This window comes from Paenibacillus sp. B46(2026) (genome assembly GCF_056786355.1).
Map to the genome: position 1 here is coordinate 4494707 of NZ_CM165907.1, position 19747 is coordinate 4514453.

At 46.0% G+C, this 19747-nt stretch carries 16 protein-coding genes; 6 read left to right on the forward strand and 10 right to left on the reverse strand.

Annotation, left to right across the window (positions count from 1 at the left end; translation table 11 throughout):
- The first annotated feature begins 6 nt into the window (after nt 1–6).
- Nucleotides 7–1077, forward strand: a complete 1071-nt coding sequence (gene cax, locus AC1S8V_RS20120) for a calcium/proton exchanger (RefSeq protein WP_482070480.1) — start codon at nt 7–9, stop codon at nt 1075–1077.
- 186 nt (nt 1078–1263) lie between these two features.
- Here cax and AC1S8V_RS20125 read toward each other — a convergent pair whose 3' ends face one another.
- The 5 genes from AC1S8V_RS20125 to AC1S8V_RS20145 all read right to left on the reverse strand — a co-directional run bounded on the left by AC1S8V_RS20125 (nt 1264) and on the right by AC1S8V_RS20145 (nt 6340).
- Nucleotides 1264–1557, reverse strand: coding sequence for an Fpa/YlaN family protein (locus AC1S8V_RS20125; RefSeq protein ID WP_017687426.1), 294 nt, complete (start codon nt 1555–1557; stop codon nt 1264–1266).
- Between the two features lie 225 nt (nt 1558–1782).
- Entirely contained in the window at nt 1783–2028 is a 246-nt protein-coding gene (locus AC1S8V_RS20130; RefSeq protein ID WP_482070481.1) for an HPr family phosphocarrier protein, read from the reverse strand.
- Nucleotides 2029–2123: 95 nt separating this feature from the next.
- Nucleotides 2124–3239, reverse strand: a complete 1116-nt coding sequence (locus AC1S8V_RS20135) for an aminopeptidase (protein ID WP_482070482.1) — start codon at nt 3237–3239, stop codon at nt 2124–2126.
- Between the two features lie 110 nt (nt 3240–3349).
- Nucleotides 3350–4246 (reverse strand): hypothetical protein, encoded by an 897-nt coding sequence (locus AC1S8V_RS20140; protein ID WP_482070483.1) that lies wholly within the window; start codon nt 4244–4246, stop codon nt 3350–3352.
- A gap of 102 nt (nt 4247–4348) precedes the next feature.
- Nucleotides 4349–6340 carry a sensor domain-containing diguanylate cyclase gene (locus AC1S8V_RS20145; protein WP_482070484.1) on the reverse strand — a complete coding sequence of 664 codons (1992 nt, stop codon included), beginning with the start codon at nt 6338–6340 and terminating at the stop codon, nt 4349–4351.
- Nucleotides 6341–6805: 465 nt separating this feature from the next.
- Here AC1S8V_RS20145 and rpsD point away from each other — a divergent pair, with 465 nt between their 5' ends.
- The 3 genes from rpsD (at nt 6806) to AC1S8V_RS20160 (ending at nt 13029) form a co-directional block, all read left to right on the forward strand.
- On the forward strand, nt 6806–7405 hold the full coding sequence (gene rpsD, locus AC1S8V_RS20150) for a 30S ribosomal protein S4 (RefSeq protein WP_076211410.1): 600 nt from the start codon (nt 6806–6808) through the stop codon (nt 7403–7405).
- A 190-nt stretch (nt 7406–7595) separates the two neighbouring features.
- A complete protein-coding gene (locus AC1S8V_RS20155) occupies nt 7596–9701 on the forward strand; it encodes a methyl-accepting chemotaxis protein (RefSeq protein WP_482070485.1) in 2106 nt (701 codons plus the stop codon).
- Between the two features lie 229 nt (nt 9702–9930).
- A complete protein-coding gene (locus tag AC1S8V_RS20160) occupies nt 9931–13029 on the forward strand; it encodes a transglycosylase domain-containing protein (protein ID WP_482070486.1) in 3099 nt (1032 codons plus the stop codon).
- A 70-nt stretch (nt 13030–13099) separates the two neighbouring features.
- Here AC1S8V_RS20160 and acsA read toward each other — a convergent pair whose 3' ends face one another.
- Nucleotides 13100–14824: an acetate--CoA ligase gene (acsA, locus tag AC1S8V_RS20165; RefSeq protein ID WP_482070487.1), complete on the reverse strand. Its 1725-nt coding sequence runs from the start codon at nt 14822–14824 to the stop codon at nt 13100–13102.
- Nucleotides 14825–15316: 492 nt separating this feature from the next.
- Here acsA and AC1S8V_RS20170 point away from each other — a divergent pair, with 492 nt between their 5' ends.
- Nucleotides 15317–15949 (forward strand): GNAT family N-acetyltransferase, encoded by a 633-nt coding sequence (locus AC1S8V_RS20170; protein ID WP_458123286.1) that lies wholly within the window; start codon nt 15317–15319, stop codon nt 15947–15949.
- 137 nt (nt 15950–16086) lie between these two features.
- Here AC1S8V_RS20170 and AC1S8V_RS20175 read toward each other — a convergent pair whose 3' ends face one another.
- From AC1S8V_RS20175 to AC1S8V_RS20190, 4 genes are all read right to left on the reverse strand, one after another.
- Nucleotides 16087–16782 (reverse strand): 5'-methylthioadenosine/adenosylhomocysteine nucleosidase, encoded by a 696-nt coding sequence (locus AC1S8V_RS20175; protein ID WP_482070488.1) that lies wholly within the window; start codon nt 16780–16782, stop codon nt 16087–16089.
- Between the two features lie 118 nt (nt 16783–16900).
- Nucleotides 16901–17914 carry a catabolite control protein A gene (ccpA, locus tag AC1S8V_RS20180; protein WP_062835383.1) on the reverse strand — a complete coding sequence of 338 codons (1014 nt, stop codon included), beginning with the start codon at nt 17912–17914 and terminating at the stop codon, nt 16901–16903.
- A gap of 92 nt (nt 17915–18006) precedes the next feature.
- Nucleotides 18007–18354, reverse strand: coding sequence for a bacillithiol system redox-active protein YtxJ (gene ytxJ / locus AC1S8V_RS20185; protein WP_482070489.1), 348 nt, complete (start codon nt 18352–18354; stop codon nt 18007–18009).
- 122 nt (nt 18355–18476) lie between these two features.
- Complete coding sequence (locus AC1S8V_RS20190) at nt 18477–18890, reverse strand: hypothetical protein (protein WP_440390694.1); 414 nt, start codon at nt 18888–18890, stop codon at nt 18477–18479.
- A 276-nt stretch (nt 18891–19166) separates the two neighbouring features.
- On the opposite strand from AC1S8V_RS20190, the gene AC1S8V_RS20195 reads away from it, so the two are divergent.
- Nucleotides 19167–19691, forward strand: a complete 525-nt coding sequence (locus tag AC1S8V_RS20195; RefSeq protein ID WP_036674874.1) for a type 1 glutamine amidotransferase domain-containing protein — start codon at nt 19167–19169, stop codon at nt 19689–19691.
- Nucleotides 19692–19747: the final 56 nt, after the last annotated feature.

Genomic DNA, 19747 nt, shown 5'->3' on the forward strand with positions numbered 1-19747 from the left:
TTTGTTGTGAGAAACCGGATTTCATCCATTTTGCTGATTGCTTTCTTTGCACTCAGTGCCATCGCCCACTACATGAAATGGGATTCGATTCTACAGTTCGTGATATCAGCCATTTCGGTTATTTTTGTGGCCGGTTTTTTAGGTAAAGCCACCGAAAATGTGGCCCACTACGCCGGACAGCGGCTAGGTGGATTCTTGAATGCGACTTTCGGCAATGCCGCCGAATTAATCATCGCCATTTTCCTCGTCAAAGAGGGACTGTTCGACATGGTCAAAGCAAGTCTGACAGGCTCCATCATCGGAAACCTGCTGTTAGTGCTTGGGTTAAGTATTTTTGCCGGAGGACTCAAGTTCAAAATCCAGAATTATAATGTATCACTTGCAGGCCTGAATGGTTCCCTGATGATTGTTGCCATCATTGCCCTGTTTATTCCAGCAGTCTTTCTCAATACACATTCCATTACGCAGAAAGACACGAATACACTCAGTCTCATCGTGGCCGGGTTGCTCATTCTCGCTTATATCGCCTGGTTAATATTCTCCATGGTGACGCACAAAAACTACCTCGCAGACGTCACTGAGGATCGCGATGAAGAGCTACCGCATGAGCATGCTCCAGCATGGTCCAAGAAAAAATCCATTCTGTATCTGGTGCTCGCAACGGTCATGGTTGCCTTCGTCAGTGAATGGCTTGTGGGCACGCTCGAAGTATTCACTTCGGAATTTGGACTTAGCGAACTGTTTGTTGGTGCATTCCTTGTCGCCATCATCGGTAATGCAGCGGAACACAGTGCAGCCATCATGCTTGCCATGAAAAATAAAATTGGAGCCGCTGTCGAGATTGCGGTCGGCAGCAGCTTGCAGATCGCGCTCTTCGTTGCTCCTGTGCTGATTTTTGTCAGCTACTTCACAGGCAGAACCATGGATATTGTCTTTACAACGATTGAACTGGTCGCCATTGGCGTATCCGTATTTATTGCGAAGTCGATTACCCAAGATGGTTCAACGAATTGGTACGAAGGTTTACTCCTGCTCGTGGTATATATCATACTCGGTGTATCCTTCTTCCTGGTCTAACCCGTCCATCACCAAGCCATTTATAAAATAAACAAGCCACAAGAGGCAGCCCGAATATACATTTGGAGCTGTCTCTTTGCTTCTATACGCCTTCCGGCTGGCTTGCATCCCCATCACGTTCAGACGTACAAAAAAAGCATGCATAAACGCCTGCATGCCTTCTATTCTGACCCGCGCGATTGCAGGCTATTGCTCATTCTTTTTGTTCAAGGCTTCATATAGAATTGCCAAATTCCGCTCAAGCGCGCTAACCAGCTGCTTACCTGCACCTTCTGGAAGGAGCCCTGCACGAACAGCAAAATCAACTTCCTTGGAGAACCCATACATCTGTGTATCCAATACTTCCTCATAGAGAGGGCAGTAGCGGGTAGCCAGATTCTCCATCTGTACTTCAATAAGCTTCTGTATTTTATCTGCATCTTCTTGTAGAAGACTGATCGCTTTCAAATTCAGCTGGTCCTGCAGATCAGATGAAGTCATGCATTTTTCCCCCCTATGTCCCAAAAATCGCGTAAAGACGTTCTACCTCTAATATTAGACGAAATGAAGAGCTAATACAAGAACCTGACCAAAATAACCACACAAAGTGAAGCCCTCTGTTATCGCCTAATCCCCCTGTTCAAGAGACGTCCAGATGATCATCCGGTTCATCCAACGCCAAAAAACACCCCTGCCAAAAATGGCAAAGGTGCTCCTTGAGAGCTTTTACTCAGATGCGATGCCTACGTTCAGTCCATGCTTGGCAAACACTTCTGACATGGCTGCTTTCGCTTCAACTGCATCTGGACCATGAACATGCAGTTCATAGCTGTGTGTGCTGATCAGCGTTGTAAACAATCCGAGAATGCTTTTCACATCGATATACTTGTTCTCCGAATGAAGCACGATTGAAGAAGTAAACTTGCCTGCTGTTTGAGCAATTTCTACTACAGCCGCGTTATTACTCGACATAGGAATCCCTCCGTCTTTTTACTTTGGTATCTTCTATTAATTACCACTACATGATACCGTGAATCCGCTTTCCTAGCAACAGCAAAATACTGCTCCTACTTCAAACGGTCCGGATTGAGGCATTCCAGCTCAGGAATTACAAAGATACCGTCTTTACGAATCAACACATCATCAAAATAAATCTCTCCGCCGCCATAATCCGGACGCTGGATCAACACCAGATCCCAGTGGATGGACGAGCGATTGCCATTGTCCGTTTCTTCATAAGCCTGACCCGGCGTAAAGTGCAAGCTGCCTGCGATTTTCTCATCGAACAGAATATCTTTCATTGGGTGCAGGATATGCGGGTTGAATCCAATCGCGAATTCACCGATATGGCGAGCCCCCTCATCCGAATTCAGGATTTCATTCAAACGCTGTGAATCGTTGCTTGTTGCTTCAACGATCTTGCCATCCTTGAACGCGAACTTGATATTTTCAAAAGTCACTCCATTGTACAGGGTTGGCGTGTTATAACTAATTGTTCCGTTCACGGAGTTGCGTACAGGGGCACTGTACACTTCGCCATCCGGAATATTTTTTTGGCCAGAACATTTCTCTGCACCGATATCTTTAACGGAGAAGCTCAGATCTGTCCCTGGTCCCGTGATACGAACTTTGTCCGTCCGTTTCATCAGGTTAGCCAGCGAGTCCTGTGCTTTGTCCATTTTGGCATAATCCAGGTTACATACGTCGAAGTAGAAATCTTCAAAAGCTTCAGTACTCGTATTCGCGAGCTGTGCCATACTTGCGTTAGGGTAACGAAGTACAACCCATTTCGTATGTTTGACACGCTGTTCACTATGTACCGGGTGGGAGTACAAGGAATTGTACATTTTCATTTTTTCTTCCGGCACATCGGACAGATCATTCACATTTTCTCCCGCACGAATGCCGATATAACAATCCATCTGTTTCATACGGTTCAGATCCATCTCTGCCCACGTTTTCATCATTTCTTCTGTCGCATTTTTCAGCATAGCGCGCTGTACGGTCTTATCCGTCAACTGCACAAAGACGTTACCGCCTTTTTTGCCTACTTCTTCAATGATCGCGTTAATCAGATCACGTTCCGATCCAATCATCTCAACCAATACATTTTCGCCAGGCTGTACATCTACAGAATAGCCCACCAGGCTTGCTGCAAGCTTTTGAATTCTAGGGTCTTTCATCTCGGTAAAATCCTCCTGTCATCTGCCACACTTGAATTGAACAACGGTAAATTACGATACTATTGTAGCACGCGAACAACCATCCCGTCAGCAGGCAGTCCCTCACTTCGTTATTGATATGACTTGAAGTTTACATCCGTGACAAGGGCTTCTTTATTGCTTTTGTGGTTATTGTCCGTGTAACTCACCTGACTTTCAGAGGATAAGCGAAGAGGCAGACTGCTCTTCCGATCGACTGTGAGATGGTATACCGTCTGCACGCTCGCTTGTTTCATCATCTGTTGCATCGTTGTTTCACCCTGTTCCCATACTTTCTCCAGATCCTTCTCAAGCTTCTCCTTACGCGCTCCTTTCACCGTAGCTGCCTTATGCATATATTCTGACCGAATGGCGTTCATCTCGTCGTTTAGCTGGGCTACCGCCCATGCTTTGGCATCTTCCGGCGCAAGTTCAATCCGTAATGTTCTGGTTCGACGACCGGACCCATACTCGGATTGAATCGTTTTATTTAACCCATCAATCTTCTCCAATTGAGCGATTGGATTAAAGCGGGAAAGAGAACCACGCAGCGGTTCATGCTGCGCTGACAGTGCCATCCATTGCCCATGTTTCCGCTCGAAAGAGGCGCTAAACCCACTGGGCTGTCCGTTATTATTTACAGCAGTCGTATGAATGCCTGTGCCCGCAGCGGTTACCTCTCCAGGCAATCGGGTCTGCAGGGTAAGACGATCATGATTTTCCAGCTTACCTTCAAATTTGAACTGATTCTCGAACAGTCCACTGTTCTCCCGTCGCAGTCCTGCTTCTCCTTCAAAACTTAACGTTTCTTTACCAGCTATTCCGGATAAAGCCAGGGAAAAAACTTCTTCAGGCGTTCGATCACGCTGGATTAATCCACAACCCGGAACGCCAATAATCACGATAATCACGAGTAACCATAACGTACGTACCGACCGGCGGTTAAGCATGTTCATGTCCATCTTCACCTTTCCGTCAACTTTCTCCATAGATTGCCCTGCCCGTATTTGCTTATACTTCTTTCTATAAACGACTTGATCTCCAATACATAAAAAAAGAGAGAACGACTCCGCAATTGGAATAGTTCTCTCTTAACGTGTTACTCCCTGTTCTTCTACAACGATTCTGTTCCGACCGCCATTCTTGGCGCTGTACAAAGCCATGTCAGCCCGATAAAACAAGGACTCCACACTAACCTTCTCATCCATCCAATTCCACTCGGCGATGCCACTGGATACCGTGACAAGAGGTCTGGTTTCCTCTGCGACTCTCCTTCGAATCACTTCCGCGTATTCTAACGCCTGGTGGACACTTATCTGCGGCATATAGATGGCCAGTTCTTCTCCACCCCATCTGGCGCAGATGTCTTCAGGGCGAACAGAACTGGTAACTATTTCACTTACTTGCTTCAGCACTTGATCTCCCGTCTGGTGTCCGAATGTATCATTGACCTGCTTGAACTGATCAATGTCCACTACAATGAGGGAACCACAGAATTCATGAGCCTGGCGCTCGTGAATTACGCTATCCAGGTAATGCCTGATGTACAATCCAGTCAACATATCGAGATTAGCCAAACGCCGAACCTCGGCATGTAGCGTAGCATTCGACAGGGCAAGCCCGATATGAATGGACAGCATCTGCAAGAGCCGATAATTATCATATGAAAAATATTGCTCTCTACTGTGTCCCAACAGAATGGCACCCTTCACTTCACCATTGACTCTGATCGGTGATGCAATCAGTGACATGGATCCGGTATCTTCCATGAAAAAGGAGGACACTTTATCATATTGCGCATAATTGGATATAATAAGTGGTTCCTCTGTTCGATACAGCAAGCCTGCGATACCGTAGTCTACAGAACATGATTGGTGTAAAACATCTTTCACGTTAGATGACATAACTTCAAAGTCATTCGTACTATCATTGAGTTGAAGAATGCAGCACGTTTCAGCCTGAAATATTTCCTTTAACTCTTGCTCGGATAATTGATAAATCTCCGAAAGATGCAGGCTTTTATTCAAGCGCTGGGTAAGATCATTAATTAAACGAAGTTCCTGAATCAACATATTGGATTGTTCGTGCAACTTGGCGTTTTCAAATGCCGTGCCTGCAGTGTCTACCATCATCGTAATCAATTGCAGATCTGATTCTTCCATGATCTCCTCATTCATTTCGATATGGAACACACCGTATATGCCTTGTTTTCCTTTCAGAGGAAGACCCACCTCTATGATGCGATTCTCTCCAACATCTGAGCGAGAAATGATCAGCTTGCCTTCCATAAACGAACGCACACATATATCTTCCCCTCGTTCATGTACCAGCAACGGTTTAATCCGTGGATTAAAGTTGCTCTGATCCTGAGACATATAGAGTTTGATATACGTAGCTGGGTACAAATAGTCCATACTGTCAAATACTTCATCCAATATGGCGTCGACATCCATTTTGTCATGCATTCGCTGAACAATCTGAAAGAGGATAGACCTCCGGTGTTCTTCACGTGCTGTTTGTTCATGAGCATGTAACAGGTCCGTCATAAATATGTATTCAAATCTTCGGTAAAAGCAGGTGCGGTAATGCAATGCCTCAGATCGAACCACAGCTTCAGACGTTTCATATCGATTGGTTTCATAGATTACAGCAGTGAATACGGCAAACATATCTTTGTTCGTTCTAGAGAATAAAGGATGTGTTATTAGAAGATATTCTCCGCGTTCGCTTGTTCCTCTGAAGGACAGGACCTGTCTTTTATCGATACATTCCAATACAAGGCTGCGCATATCCACACCCGAATCAACTTCGCGATTGCTGTCGTACCCTATACAATTACCATCCGTGTTCCATACGCTGTAAAATGTTGATGTCCTGGTCCGTCCTGAATCTACTTTGGAGTTCCAGTCACGGTAAGCCTGCTCTAGCAAGCTGCCCAAATATGAAAAATCAAAAGGTGTGATATCCATTTTTTGCATCCACAACACATGCTCTTCATGAGGATGAGGAGCGGCAAAAGATGCGGAATCGCCCGAACTTCGTGAATTCAAGCTGGCAGGTAAACTTCTTAGATGTTCTAACATGTCAGGCGCTCCTTTGCACCGTTTTTGCATCCATCAGGATGCATTAATCTGCAGACGTTATCGCAAACCTGCAAATCCGTTGCGATAACCTTGTTACATAAAGATGATTTAAAGTTAAGATACAATCTATTTTACTCTGTTTACAGCTTTTTTGCATCCATATTTCAGAAAATTGTCCCATTATTTTAGGCCCAATGACCTATCGACAAATTTAGACGTTTTTTTGCTTTTATTCTACGCTTGACTTTGGTTCTCTTAAACTGTAATATAAATTGTTGATGAAGACTACTAATGGGTCTTTAAATTTGGGCATTACCGGTTGTGTCACCCTCATTCTTTTTGTTGCTTTCAGGACAGCGGCTGAACTTTCCTGATCGTTCTATGCGAGGCCAAGCCCGCATCAACAAATTGGAGCGCAAACAGAGCCCTAATATGAACTTTAACTAAAAAGGAGCTACTTTAAACATGGCACGTTACACTGGTCCTAAATTTAAATTGAGCCGTCGCCTCGGCATTTCCCTGAGCGGAACAGGCAAAGAATTGAAACGTCCTTTCCCTCCAGGTCAGCACGGAGCTAACCAACGCAGAAAAATGAGCAACTACGGTATGCAATTGCAAGAAAAACAAAAATTGCGCCACATGTACGGTTTGGGCGAGAAGCAATTCCGCACACTGTTCTCTAAAGCTCAAAAAATGCAAGGCATTGCCGGTGAGAACTTCATGTTCTTGCTTGAGTGCCGCCTTGACAACCTCGTTTACCGTCTTGGGTTTGCTAACTCCCGCGCTGGAGCGCGTCAGTTGGTAGCACACGGTCACGTAACTGTAAACGGCAAAAAAGTCGATATCGCTTCTTACCAAGTAAGCACTGGCGATGTAATCGGCTTGCGTGAGAAGAGCCGCGCTCTTTCTTCCATTAAAGAAGCTTTGGAAGGCCGTTCGCATCTTCCAGCATACGTTGAATACAACGAAGCAGCTGTAGAAGGTAAATTCATCCGCTTGCCTGAGCGTGCTGAATTGTCCCAAGACATCGATGAAAAACAAATCGTCGAGTTCTACAACCGTTAATCGTTGCAATCACATTAAAGATTCAATCCAAACAGCTGTCGAGATTTTCTCGGCAGCTGTTTTTCTATGCTTTTTTTTCTATTTATCTTCATTATAGGACCTCAAATAACGATATAAAATATAGACTCCCTTCAGGAGAAGCACACATCCATATATACATCACAAGAATGACATCGAGGGGGATTAAAACATGCATTTTTTTCGCAATCGCAAGCTCGCTGTTAAGCTTGGACTTTTACTCGGGATCGTATTACTCTGCTGTATTGGAGCCCTGATTGCATTTAACACGAAATCCATTTACGACAAAAGCCTGCAGTATGGTGAAAGCGTTGCTGGACAGGCTGCAAACCGGGCTACGAATGAGTTTATGACTGACATTAATCAGGTCAAAAACACATTGGACACCATGAGTACCACGTTATTGGATGCCGCTCAGAACGGGTCTCTCAACCGGGAGGAAGTCGTTAGACTCCTTGAACAATATCTAGAAAAGGATGAGAAAGTTTTTGGCTTTTATACGGGCTGGGAACCTGATGCCTTTGATGGAAATGATGCGGATCACGTGAATAAAAATGAATATGATGATTCTACCGGCCGTTTCATCCCCTACGTCATACGGGACGGCAACTCCCTGCATTTTGAGCCTCTGACTACCTATGAGGGAAGCAGTGAAACCAGTACGTATTATCAACAGCCAAAGAAAACCAAATCCATCTATTGGTCCGAGCCAGTTACCTATACGGTTGGTGGAAAAGAAACACTGCTCGTTTCGATTGTCCTCCCTCTATTAGATAAAAACAAAAATTTTCTCGGCATTGTTGGTGCCGACTTTACCATTGATCGTTTTCAGCAAAATATAACATCACTTAATCCGGATCAGGGTTATGCCATGCTTATTACTAGCGAAGGACAGATTGCTGCACACGGATCCAAACCGGAACTGACTAATGAAGGAGCTGTAATTCCATCTGATATGAAGACGGTCATTCAGCGTATACAGTCTGGCGAGTCTCAGTTTTACGCTACTGACCCTGATGTAGGGGAAGAACTGTTTATTGCCGAGCCTGCCAGGTTACAAGGAACAGATTCAAAATGGTACCTTGTATCGGCGCTACCAAAGAGCCATATCCTTCAACCCTTCTATGACAGCTTGAACTGGTCCATACTGATTGCCGCACTGGCTGTGCTTCTGCTTGCAAGTGTGGTTACCTACACCATCATCTCCATCGTTAGACAGTTGAATCAAGTTAATATCATCGCTGGACAGCTAGCTGGCGGGGATCTGACACAAAAGTTACCTGTACGATCCAAAGATGAATTTGGCGTCATGGCGGGTCATATGAATCAGATGATGGATACACTGCGACATACCATATCGGTTATATCCGAACATGCTCTATCTGTGGGCTCCACCTCTCAACAGTTGACCGCAGGTGCCGAAGAAACAGGTAAAGCCGCCGAACTGATTGCATTAACAGGAGTCGAAGTTGCAGATAAAGCAGGTAAACAGGTGCAGGAGCTGCAAGAGTCCTCCCGTTCCATGAATGAAATATCTACAGGGATCGGAAGAATTGCAAAGGCCGCCTCAGATGTATCGGATTCATCGCGAGCTGTGGCTGAGCGAACAACTGTCGGAACCGATAAGATTCAGTCCGCCATGCGTATGGTTGATAGTGCCACCTCTTCTGTGCAGACGTCCATGACCGCACTGGAGAATTTCCGTCAACGTTCTGAAGAGATTGGCCATATTACAGGCATGATCACGGAAGTTAGCCGTCAAACCAATCTCCTTGCCCTTAACGCTTCCATTGAAGCATCACGAGCAGGTGAACACGGGCGCGGGTTTGGTGTTGTTGCTTCCGAGATTCGTAATCTGGCTGAACAATCCAGAATATCAGCAGCGCAGATTGCAGCGTTGATTCATAGCGTTCAGCAAGAGGTCCTTTCTCTCGTTGAAAATATGGAACAGGGGAATGCCGAGGTGAGCCATATAGCGGAAGTCATTAATGAGAGTGGTGAACTATTCCTCTCCATTTCATCACAGATTACAGATGTTAATGAGCAGATTGAGCATGTCTCAGCCATTGCGCAGCAGATGTCAGCTGGATCACAGCAGGTTGATGCCACGTTAGTGCAACTCAAAACCATTGGTCATGAGACAGCAGATCATGCAACTCGTGTTGCCTCTGCCTCTGAAGAACAACTCGCATCCATGGAAGAGATTACGGCGGCATCCGCCTCTCTGGCTAATCTTACCCAGGAACTATTAGAACTGATTCAACGCTTCAAAACCTGATATAGAAGACCTCCAATACGACACATCATTCAGGCCACCCTATGCACCTCAGCATGGAGGTGGCCTGCTTATTTTGGCTTACAACTCATGAAATGTGCTTCAATATCGCATGATATATAGCATAATGCATGGCAGAATGGCAAATTTCGACCATTACTTGTATTTCTCGGGCATGCAAACCCGCCTTTTTATGCTATAATAAGTGCTGTTAAAAGGAGGAAGACACTGAATGGTTGATGTTAATAAGAAAAAGCCCGATGAACAGCCTGTACGCAAACGCAGCTTTGCCCGCAGACTGGGAAGTTTCGTCAAATGGATGGTTGTCCTTGGATTTATGGGGGCACTATTTGCAGGCGGTGCTTTGATGGGATACGTCAGTTCCATTGTGAAAGACGAGCCTGTCCGTTCAAGGGCCCTGATTGAACAAAAAGTCAGCGAAAACTCCATCACAGGCTTTGCTTACTTTGCCGACGGCAGTCCGATCGGTCAATTACGTACGGAAGAAGACAGGCGTCCGGTCACTACAGACCAGATCCCACAAAAGGTTATTGATGCTGTCATTTCGATTGAAGACAATCATTTTTACGAACATAAAGGTGTAGACATGAGCGGAACCCTACGTGCCGTGAAACAGAAAGTGCTGAAAGAATCAGTACAAACCGGCGGTAGCACACTGACTCAGCAATTGGCGCGTCGTGTGTTTTTGAATCTGGATCGCACGGAAGATCGGAAAGTGAAAGAAATTTTGCTCTCACTCCGACTCGAACGTTTCCTGACCAAAGACGAGATCATGACAGCCTATCTGAACAAAGTTCCTTTTGGTAATGGTTCCAGCGGTTACAACGTTTACGGAATCAAAGCGGCCGCCAAAGGATTGTTCAATATTAACGATCTAGAAAAAATCAACATCGCACAAGCTGCTTATCTTGCTGGATTGCCGCAGCTACCCTCCTCTTACTCTGCCTTTAACGGTAAAGGTGATTTTGTAGAGGAGAATTTTGACCGTGCAATCAATCGTCAACAACTGGTATTACGCCGTATGCTTGAACTGGGCAAAATCAATCAATCCCAGTACGATGAAGCACTTGCTTTTGATATCAAAAGCTCACTCGCTCCCAAGACCGTCAAGGCTTACAACACTTATCCATATCTTATGATGGAAACGGAACGACAAGCTGCACAGATTTTGATGAAACAATTGAATTCCGATACAGCTGAATCCACAGACAAAGGTACGGATGCAGACACACCTCAGAAGGAAAGCAGTGCATTATTAGAGGAAGCTCAGACGCAACTGCGTACAGGCGGATATCGCATCTACACGACCATCAACAAAAGTATCTACAAAACGATGCGTACCATTGCCGAAGATGACAGCAATTTCTCAGCAGATGATCCTGTCAAAGGAAAAGAACAAACTGCTGCCATGCTGATTAATCACAAAACGGGTGCCATTCTAGGCATGATTGAGGGACGGGATTTCCAGGATGAACAGATGAACTACGCAACGCAGATGGTGCGTCAGCCAGGTTCAACGATGAAACCTATTGCAGCTTATCTGCCAGCTTTGGATGAAGGTCTTGTCCAACCTGCTTCTATTATTGATGACTCACCGATCATCCTCAAAAATGGTCCAAGCGGCTATCACATTGCCAAGAATGCCAACAACCGGTATCAGGGACTTGTCACTGCCCGAAGAGCACTGAATTATTCTCTTAATATACCGGCTCTGAAGTTGTTTAATGAAGAAGTAGGAATCGAGAAGGCTTGGACCTTCTCTAAGAAACTGGGGATTACCACCATTCAGAAGGAAGACTATCAGGCTCAGACAGGTGTTCTCGGAGGTCTCCAATACGGTGTAACCGTTGAAGAACTGACCAGTGCCTATGGTGCCATCGCCAATAATGGTGTGTATAACGATTCTTACATGATTAGCAAAATTGTAGATTCCAAGGGAAACATCGTCTATAAACACGATACTGAACCTGTGCAAGCCTTCTCGGAGCAGACAGCATACCTGATGACCGATATGCTGCGGACCGTTATTACGGAAGGTACGGCAGATAAAGTACGTGAAAATTACAAATATGCCAAGAGTGTGCCGATCGTAGGTAAAACGGGTTCCACTCAAAACTATGCGGATGTCTGGTTTGAAGGCTACACACCAGATGTCACACTTGGCGTGTGGGTTGGATACAAACAGCCAGTGAATACGCTGGAAAGCAAATCACAGAGAAAACGTGCGCAGCAACTGTGGTCGAAAATCCTGAATGAAGTGATTGATACGCAAAAAGATCTGTTCGTCACGGATTCATTCAAAAAACCATCTGGCATCGAAACACGCACGGTATCGGCTTACAGCGGCAAGTTGCCAACATCCATGACGGACAAATTTGTTACGGATATTTTCAACAGCAAGTTTGTTCCGAAGGATCGCGATGACGGTGTCGCCAAAGCCAAGTACATCACTTACAATGGTGTAAACTATATTCCGCGTGACGGAACCCCTTCGGACATGTTGAAGGAAAAAACAGTAATCAAGCGTAAAAAACCAATCTCGGATCTCATCAAAGAATTGCAAAATGCATTCTCACGTATGAGTCGACATGAGTCACTTGCTTATTACCTTCCTGAAGATGCTGATGCAGACATGCCGACACAGATTGATCCAAGAACAGATAATGGCAAAGCTCCTGATGCACCAGGTAACGTACGAATCTCAACCTCGGGTGACAGAGCTGTCATTACATTCAATGCAACACCTGAAAATGATGTCGTGGGGTATCGTCTGTACCGTTCTGTAAACGGTGGAGGATTCCAGAACCAGGGTCAGGTTGTCCTGACAGGTGAATCCAGATCATTCTCTGCATATGCAGCGCAAGGCGGCAACTTCGCCTTCTATGTAACGGCAGTGGATGTTGCAGGCAGAGAGTCTGCTCCTAGCGCTACAGTAAATAGTGCTGTAAGTGTAGCTCCTCCTGTGAAAGAAGAGATTAATGAGCCGATTGAAGTTCCAGGTACAGTTATTACTCCGGGAGAAACGCAGAACGATAATACGACAACGACATCCCCAGGCACACCTGGTCAAGTCAGCGTATCTGCCCTCACTCAAGGACTGCGCATTCAATGGGCGTCCAGTCCAAACGCTGATAGTTATGCTGTATATTACAGTGAAACAGGCTCGGCTCCTTACACCAAAATTGGAACGACAGCAGGAAATACCATGGATTATGGAGTACCCGCATCTACCAGTGGATGGTTCAAGGTATCTGCCAGCAACAGTGCCGGTGAATCCGAACCTTCTGCAGCCGTACATTTTCAACCCTGATTCAACATAGCGATCCAAAACAAGCCGCATCCTCAGACCTTATCTGAGGGTGCGGCTTGTTTTTTGCTCACTAATCTTCAATGGTGGATAGATCTCCTGCTGGCAGATCAAGCTCCCAGGCTTTCAGTACACGACGCATGATCTTGCCGGAACGTGTCTTGGGCAGTTTATCCTTAAACTCAATCTCACGCGGAGCAGCGTGGGCAGACAGGCCCTCTTTGACAAAACGATAGATTTCTTCTTTCAGTTCCGGTGTCGCCTCATATCCTTCACGAAGCGCTACAAAGGCCTTGATGATCTCCCCACGTGTCACATCCGGCTTGCCGATTACACCCGCCTCCGCTACCGCAGGATGCTCCAGGAGCTTACTCTCCACCTCAAAGGGCCCGATTCGTTCTCCTGACGAATTAATCACATCATCAATCCGTCCCTGGAACCAGAAATACCCTTCCTCATCCATATAAGCAGAGTCCCCGGATACATACCAGCCCGTAAGCCTGAAATACTCCTCGTATTTCGCGGGGTTATTCCAGATCTTCGCCATCATCGATGGCCAAGGTGTGCGTATGGCCAGATTGCCCATACTGTATGGCGGCAATTCCTGCCCGTGATCATCAATAATAGCTGCCTCAATTCCAGGCAATGGACGTCCCATGGAGCCGGGCTTGATCGGCATTCCGGGATAGTTACAGATCAACTGTGCGCCTGTTTCGGTCATCCACCATGTATCATGAATTCGCTGACCATAGGCTTTCCATCCCCAACGAACGACCTCCGGATTGAGCGGTTCACCAACAGACATTACGTGGCGCAGACTGCTCAGATCATGCTGGGCAATGGTCTCTTCCCCCGCTCCCATCAGCATACGGAAGGCCGTTGGTGCACTGTACCAGATGGTGACTTTGTTCTTCTGGATGGTATTGTACCAATCTTGGGGACTGAAACGACCGCCACGTATCACATTGGTTACTCCATTGAGCCAAGGGGCAAAGATCCCATAAGAGGTACCTGTCACCCAACCAGGGTCAGCTGTGCACCAGTACACGTCATCCTCACGTAAATCCAGCACAACCTTACCTGTATAATAGTGTTGAATCATGGCATTCTGAACATGGTACACCCCTTTGGGTTTACCCGTAGAACCTGAGGTATAGTGAATAAGTAAACCATCCTCACGGTTCAGCCACTCCACTTCCATCTCATCGGAAGCGGCAGACATCTCTGCATCAAAATCAATGAGTCCTTCTTCCGTCTGTGCGCCGCCACCCACAATAAATATATGTTTGAGTTCGGGTAATTCGGAACGTTTGATTCGCCCCAACAATTCCGGAGTCGTGACGAGTGCTACAGCCCCGCTATCCTCCAACCGATCCTTCACTGCCGTTTCCATAAACGCTTCGAACAAAGGTCCCGCGATGGCTCCAGCCTTCAATATACCCAGAAGACTAAAATACAGCTCCGGACTGCGTGGCATAAAAATAAACACACGCTCCCCTTTGGCTATGCCATATTTGCGGAGAACATTCCCGAACCGACTCGACTGTTCACTCAGATCAGCAAAAGTATAGGCCTCTTCGCGCGAAGCATCGCTATACAATAAAGCGGTTCTTCCGCCCCTTCCTTCCAGGACATGACGGTCAATCGCTTCATGCGCCATATTCACTTTTCCGCTGGCGTGCCACGTAAAGTGCCTTTCCACCGATTCCCAATCGAACCGGCTTCTCGCCTCCGTGTAATCGCCCAGGTTAGATTCGGACACAACCGTTTGCAGCATCTCACCATGTGCTTGACTCATGCTTGCCAGCCTCCTTCAACTCGACATTTCGATTCCCGTTGTGGGTTAATTCTCATTGCCTTTGTGTTGACTGAACTTCCAGTTAGCGCTTACATTAGTAGAGAGAACATCTCATCATGTACTTGCTCGGCCAAACAGATGTTATCCATACTGCGTTGAATTGTGAACATTTTTTGTCTACGCAATTATAGCAAATCTTTTCAATCGTCGTCTATGGCTTTTCAATTTTTTGGGTTTTTGCTATAAATACGTGTTCAAAAAGATCGGTTTTCAGTACCAAGAAGATGGGATGAAGCTAGAAATGGAGCAGCGGAGCGTAGGGATAACTACGTGAGCAACTACAATGTTTCCTCAGGAAACATACTTCGTAAGCCTCCCGCTTATTTCGGCTGAATTCCATATTCGATGCTGATGATGCCACTAGGCATCCTTCGTAATCAAAAGCGTTCTTTTTGAACAACCTCAATAAGTAGGGGGAGAGGAGCATGAACCATGGAACATATCAAGGAACATCACATGCGTTCCATCTTCAAGTCCGGCCATCGAATTACGATTGAAGGCCCCATGCAGGCCAAGGAGATAACCAATTTTGCCTTTCATTCCGATCTGGATGCCTTTCGGCGCCCAGCCGAGCAGCAGGAAGCATTGGCCGAGATTGCAGCATTGCCAGAAGGACGAATCATCATCGCACACGAAAATGAAACGATTATCGGCTACGTAACTTTTCACTATGCGGATGAATGCGAACGCTGGTCCGAGGGCAACATGACTGATTTGATTGAGCTTGGGGCAATCGAGGTTGCGGACGACTACCGCTCGCTTGGCGTTGGACGTGAAATGTTGCTTACAGCGTTGGATGATAAACACATGGAGAATTATATTATTTTCACCACAGAGTATTATTGGCATTGGGATCTGAAGGGTAGCGGACTAAACGTATGGGATTATCGTAAAATGATGGAGAGGCTGATGCAGACGATCGATATGACCTGGTATGCAACGGATGATCCCGAAATCTGTTCACACCCGGCGAACTGTTTGATGGTGCGAATCGGAAGTCAGGTGCCCATAACATCGGAAGAACAGTTTGATCGTGTTCGCTTCCGCCATCGGTTCATGTATTGATGATTCAAGGAACTTTTTGAAAACCAATATACATAAAAAACCGCTTCTCGCAGCGTTGCTCCATACTTCCTGGAACAGCTGACCGATGGGCGGTTTTTCGTTCAAAACGGATTGCATCACAGTCCATGCCTATACCGTTACATATTTTCGAGCATGTGCTCCACAATGCGGTGTGAACGTTGCGAAGATTCCACGGTGAATTCAGCAAAGTTAACATGTGCCGAACCATCCGCTTTATCTGACATACCACGCAGGACAACAAATGGTACACGATTCATGTAACAGACCTGAGCAACTGCAGCCCCTTCCATCTCCGCACATGCACCGTCCATTTCAGTATATAACATGTTAACCGTATCTTTATTTGCGATAAATTGGTCTCCCGATAACACCTTACCGATCAGATAATTGGCTCCCTGCGCTTTACACGCTTCTTCAGCCAGTGTAATAAGCGAAGCCTCGGCAGGGAATGCAGATGTCTCCTGGTAAGGAATAACCCCGCGTTCAAACCCCAGTGGCGTTACATCCATGTCGTGCTGTACACATACGGACGAAATAACCATATCTCCAATGTTCAGCTCCGGGTTAACCGCACCCGCAACACCTGTGAAGATAATACGGTCAACCTGAAACCGATCAATCAAGATCTGCGTTGTAACTGCTGCGTTTACTTTACCTACACCGGATTTACACACGACAATTTGCTTGCCCAGCCACTCGCCCGCAACGTAAGTAATCCCGGTTTGTTTGACCGTCTCAAGCTGCTTCATACCTGCCAGCAAAAGCTCTACTTCCTCGTCCATTGCTCCGATAATACCGATCGTTTCACGCATCTTCGGATACCCCCTGTTTTCATTTTAATCTCATTCAGCACAAAAGCTCCGTCTCCGGAGCTTTCGCATATCCATTATGTAGAGAGAATAGCTTCTCCCTTTCTATATAACATCCCGATTAAACTACATCTGCGTGACTTACTGACAAACGAAGAATCGTTTCATGCGGCAAAATAACCCGTGGGTTCTCTACATTTTCCTTCTTCATCAGCTTCGTCAGCAAACGCATCGCTACTGCGCCAAGATCGTACATCGGCTGAGCCACTGTCGTCAACTGAGGACGCACCATGGAAGCCATACGAATGTTATCCACACTAATAATGGAGAAATCATCCGGTACTTTCAGGCCTTCATCCTGAATGCTGTGAATGGCACCAATCGCCATTTCATCTGTTGCAGCAAAGATTGCCGAAGGTTTTTTCTTCAGTCCGAGGAAATATTTCATCGCTTCCACACCGGATTCATAACGATAGTTACCGATACGAACCAGATCCTCCTGGTATTCCATGCCTGCTGCTTCCAATGCTTTCTTGTAACCTTGGAAACGCGCATAACCATTCGCAGGATCTTGCAGTGTACCACTGATCATCGCGATTTCCTTGTGTCCATGACGAATCAGGGTGTTTACCGCGTCAAACGCAGCTGCCTCATGGTCAATATCCACCGAAGGGAATGTTCCCTTCTCATCACTTGTTGCACAAAGTACGATCGGCACAGCCGCAGACTGGAACGCCTGAATGTGTTCGTCCGTTACTGTTCCGCCCATGAAGAGCAGTCCGTCTACTTGCTTTTCGAGCAAAGTGTTAATAACACGAATTTCTTTTTCTTTCTTCTTATCTGCATTACACAAAATAATATTGTAGTGATACATATTCGCAATATCTTCAATTCCGCGGGCAATCTCCGCGAAGGTTGAGTTCGAAATATCCGGAATAACGACCCCGACCGTGGTTGTCTTCTTACTCGCCAGACCTCTGGCTACCGCATTCGGACGATATCCCAACCGTTCGATGGCTTCATACACTTTTTTCCGCGTTTGCGGTTTGACATTTGGGTTATTATTAACTACCCGTGATACCGTTGCCATAGACACTCCAGCTTCACGTGCCACATCATAAATGGTTACCGTCACAGTACTTCTCTCCATTACCAGTAAATTTTCATACCATTTTCATTAAGATTTATATTACGACAAATTTTTGCATTAATCAATTAAAACAGGCTTTAGGACTCACTCAAAACATTCGTAAGTGTGGTGTTAGTAATATCTGAATGGGAAGTATGCCATACAGGAATTCCCTTTTTGATCAGGATCGCCTGTGGAGATTCGTGCTTAACACCCAGCTTGTCTGCTGCTTCATTGGATACCGGGCGATCTTCCACGACATAAATGATGCCATATTTCACTTGTTCATTGGGATTGTTATGCAAATAATCGTTCATCTCCTGATAAGCATTCGAGCTGATCGGGCAGCGTGTGCTGTGCTTAAACAGAAGCAAGGGTTGATCCTTGGTAGCCTCCACCGCGGAGTTTAGCTGTTCAATACTTGTCATTTTAGTCATGTCAGCCATTAGATATACATCCCCCTTTACCAGGAATACCGCTATGTTGAGCGTTTTCACTCTTCGATATCTTAACAAAAAGTGCGCGAAAAAGCCAATTTTCATGAAAACAAGCATTTTACACGTCAAAATTAGACAGCATTTGAGAAGTACTCCTGCCACACAAATCCGGATAATTGACTTAACCTGCGCTCCGTGGTCTCAATCCAGGCTGCATCACCAGACTTCGTTGCGTAACCCATAATGTCCAGCAGCAGATTGATACGCTCCTCTACCGCTTGCTGCATTCGATATTCCATCTCCCGATCGGTCGCATCCGGCCAGGCCAGCAGTTGCTCATGAAACAGGTCTGCCAGTTCATTACGTTCACCAAAAGATACGTCTTGCTTCACGGGTTGTTCACCCAATGTGCTTATGCATTCTGTTAAGTCCGGCTTGACCGGTGGAAGCACTTCGTATGATACACAGTCTGTACACGCAAATACGGGTACGTTTCGAATCTCCACTTTTTTGGCGTATACTACTGTTCTTAATTCCAACTCCATTACATGCCCACATCTGCACGACTTGCGCACAACCATCACCTCATTCGTTCTATAACTCTATATAAGTACCATTCGACCTATTTCGGCTCAAATCCTGCTGCAAACGAAAGGTTGCACAAATTACCACTCCCTCCAGATGAAGGTTGTCGAATGCAGGCAGTCACTGACTTGTAATCGCTTCCTCCAAACTGACCATGCACTTCCATGAAGTCCCTTGGTGAATCTGTTACAATTAAAGACGCAACAGACCTAATCACCGCAAAAGGAGAGATGGACATGAGATTAACCGGTAAAAAAGTCATCGCTCTGGTCGATGAAGAATTCGAGGATTTAGAATTGTGGTACCCTGTGCATCGTGTTCGTGAAGAAGGTGCAGAAGTACATCTTGCTGGAGAGAAAAAAGGAAAAACCTATATTGGCAAATATGGCGTGCCTGCTGAAGCGGAATACAGTTTCGATGAACTCGACAGTTCAGATTACGATGGCATTCTCGTGCCAGGCGGCTGGGCGCCAGACAAGCTGCGTCGTTATCCCAAAGTTCTGGAGCTTGTGAAGGAAATGAATGCCGACCGGAAACCGATTGGACAGATCTGTCATGCGGGCTGGGTGCTGATTTCTGCCAAAATTCTGGACGGGGTTACGGTAACCTCTACACCAGGCATTCGGGATGACATGGAAAATGCAGGTGCCATCTGGAAAGATGAAGCGGTTGTTGTCGATGGACATATCATCTCAGCACGTCGTCCGCCCGACCTTCCACCTTATGGTAAGGCATTCTGTGATGCACTCGCTGACAAGTAAAAATAACCCCATTGTGCTCTCATGCACAGTGGGGTTATTTTGCTAACACAAGTTTA

What these genes read in the sequence shown, in the direction of transcription:
- rpsD (WP_076211410.1), top strand. Translation starts at nt 6,806, where the DNA reads ATGGCACGTTACACTGGTCCTAAATTTAAATTGAGCCGTCGCCTCGGC.
- acsA (WP_482070487.1), bottom strand. Translation starts at nt 14,824, where the DNA reads ATGAGTCAAGCACATGGTGAGATGCTGCAAACGGTTGTGTCCGAATCT.
- AC1S8V_RS20145 (WP_482070484.1), bottom strand. Translation starts at nt 6,340, where the DNA reads ATGTTAGAACATCTAAGAAGTTTACCTGCCAGCTTGAATTCACGAAGT.
- AC1S8V_RS20160 (WP_482070486.1), top strand. Translation starts at nt 9,931, where the DNA reads ATGGTTGATGTTAATAAGAAAAAGCCCGATGAACAGCCTGTACGCAAA.
- ytxJ (WP_482070489.1), bottom strand. Translation starts at nt 18,354, where the DNA reads ATGGCTGACATGACTAAAATGACAAGTATTGAACAGCTAAACTCCGCG.
- AC1S8V_RS20140 (WP_482070483.1), bottom strand. Translation starts at nt 4,246, where the DNA reads ATGGAGAAAGTTGACGGAAAGGTGAAGATGGACATGAACATGCTTAAC.
- AC1S8V_RS20195 (WP_036674874.1), top strand. Translation starts at nt 19,167, where the DNA reads ATGAGATTAACCGGTAAAAAAGTCATCGCTCTGGTCGATGAAGAATTC.
- AC1S8V_RS20170 (WP_458123286.1), top strand. Translation starts at nt 15,317, where the DNA reads ATGGAACATATCAAGGAACATCACATGCGTTCCATCTTCAAGTCCGGC.
- AC1S8V_RS20175 (WP_482070488.1), bottom strand. Translation starts at nt 16,782, where the DNA reads ATGCGTGAAACGATCGGTATTATCGGAGCAATGGACGAGGAAGTAGAG.
- AC1S8V_RS20125 (WP_017687426.1), bottom strand. Translation starts at nt 1,557, where the DNA reads ATGACTTCATCTGATCTGCAGGACCAGCTGAATTTGAAAGCGATCAGT.
- AC1S8V_RS20155 (WP_482070485.1), top strand. Translation starts at nt 7,596, where the DNA reads ATGCATTTTTTTCGCAATCGCAAGCTCGCTGTTAAGCTTGGACTTTTA.
- AC1S8V_RS20190 (WP_440390694.1), bottom strand. Translation starts at nt 18,890, where the DNA reads ATGGAGTTGGAATTAAGAACAGTAGTATACGCCAAAAAAGTGGAGATT.
- AC1S8V_RS20130 (WP_482070481.1), bottom strand. Translation starts at nt 2,028, where the DNA reads ATGTCGAGTAATAACGCGGCTGTAGTAGAAATTGCTCAAACAGCAGGC.
- AC1S8V_RS20135 (WP_482070482.1), bottom strand. Translation starts at nt 3,239, where the DNA reads ATGAAAGACCCTAGAATTCAAAAGCTTGCAGCAAGCCTGGTGGGCTAT.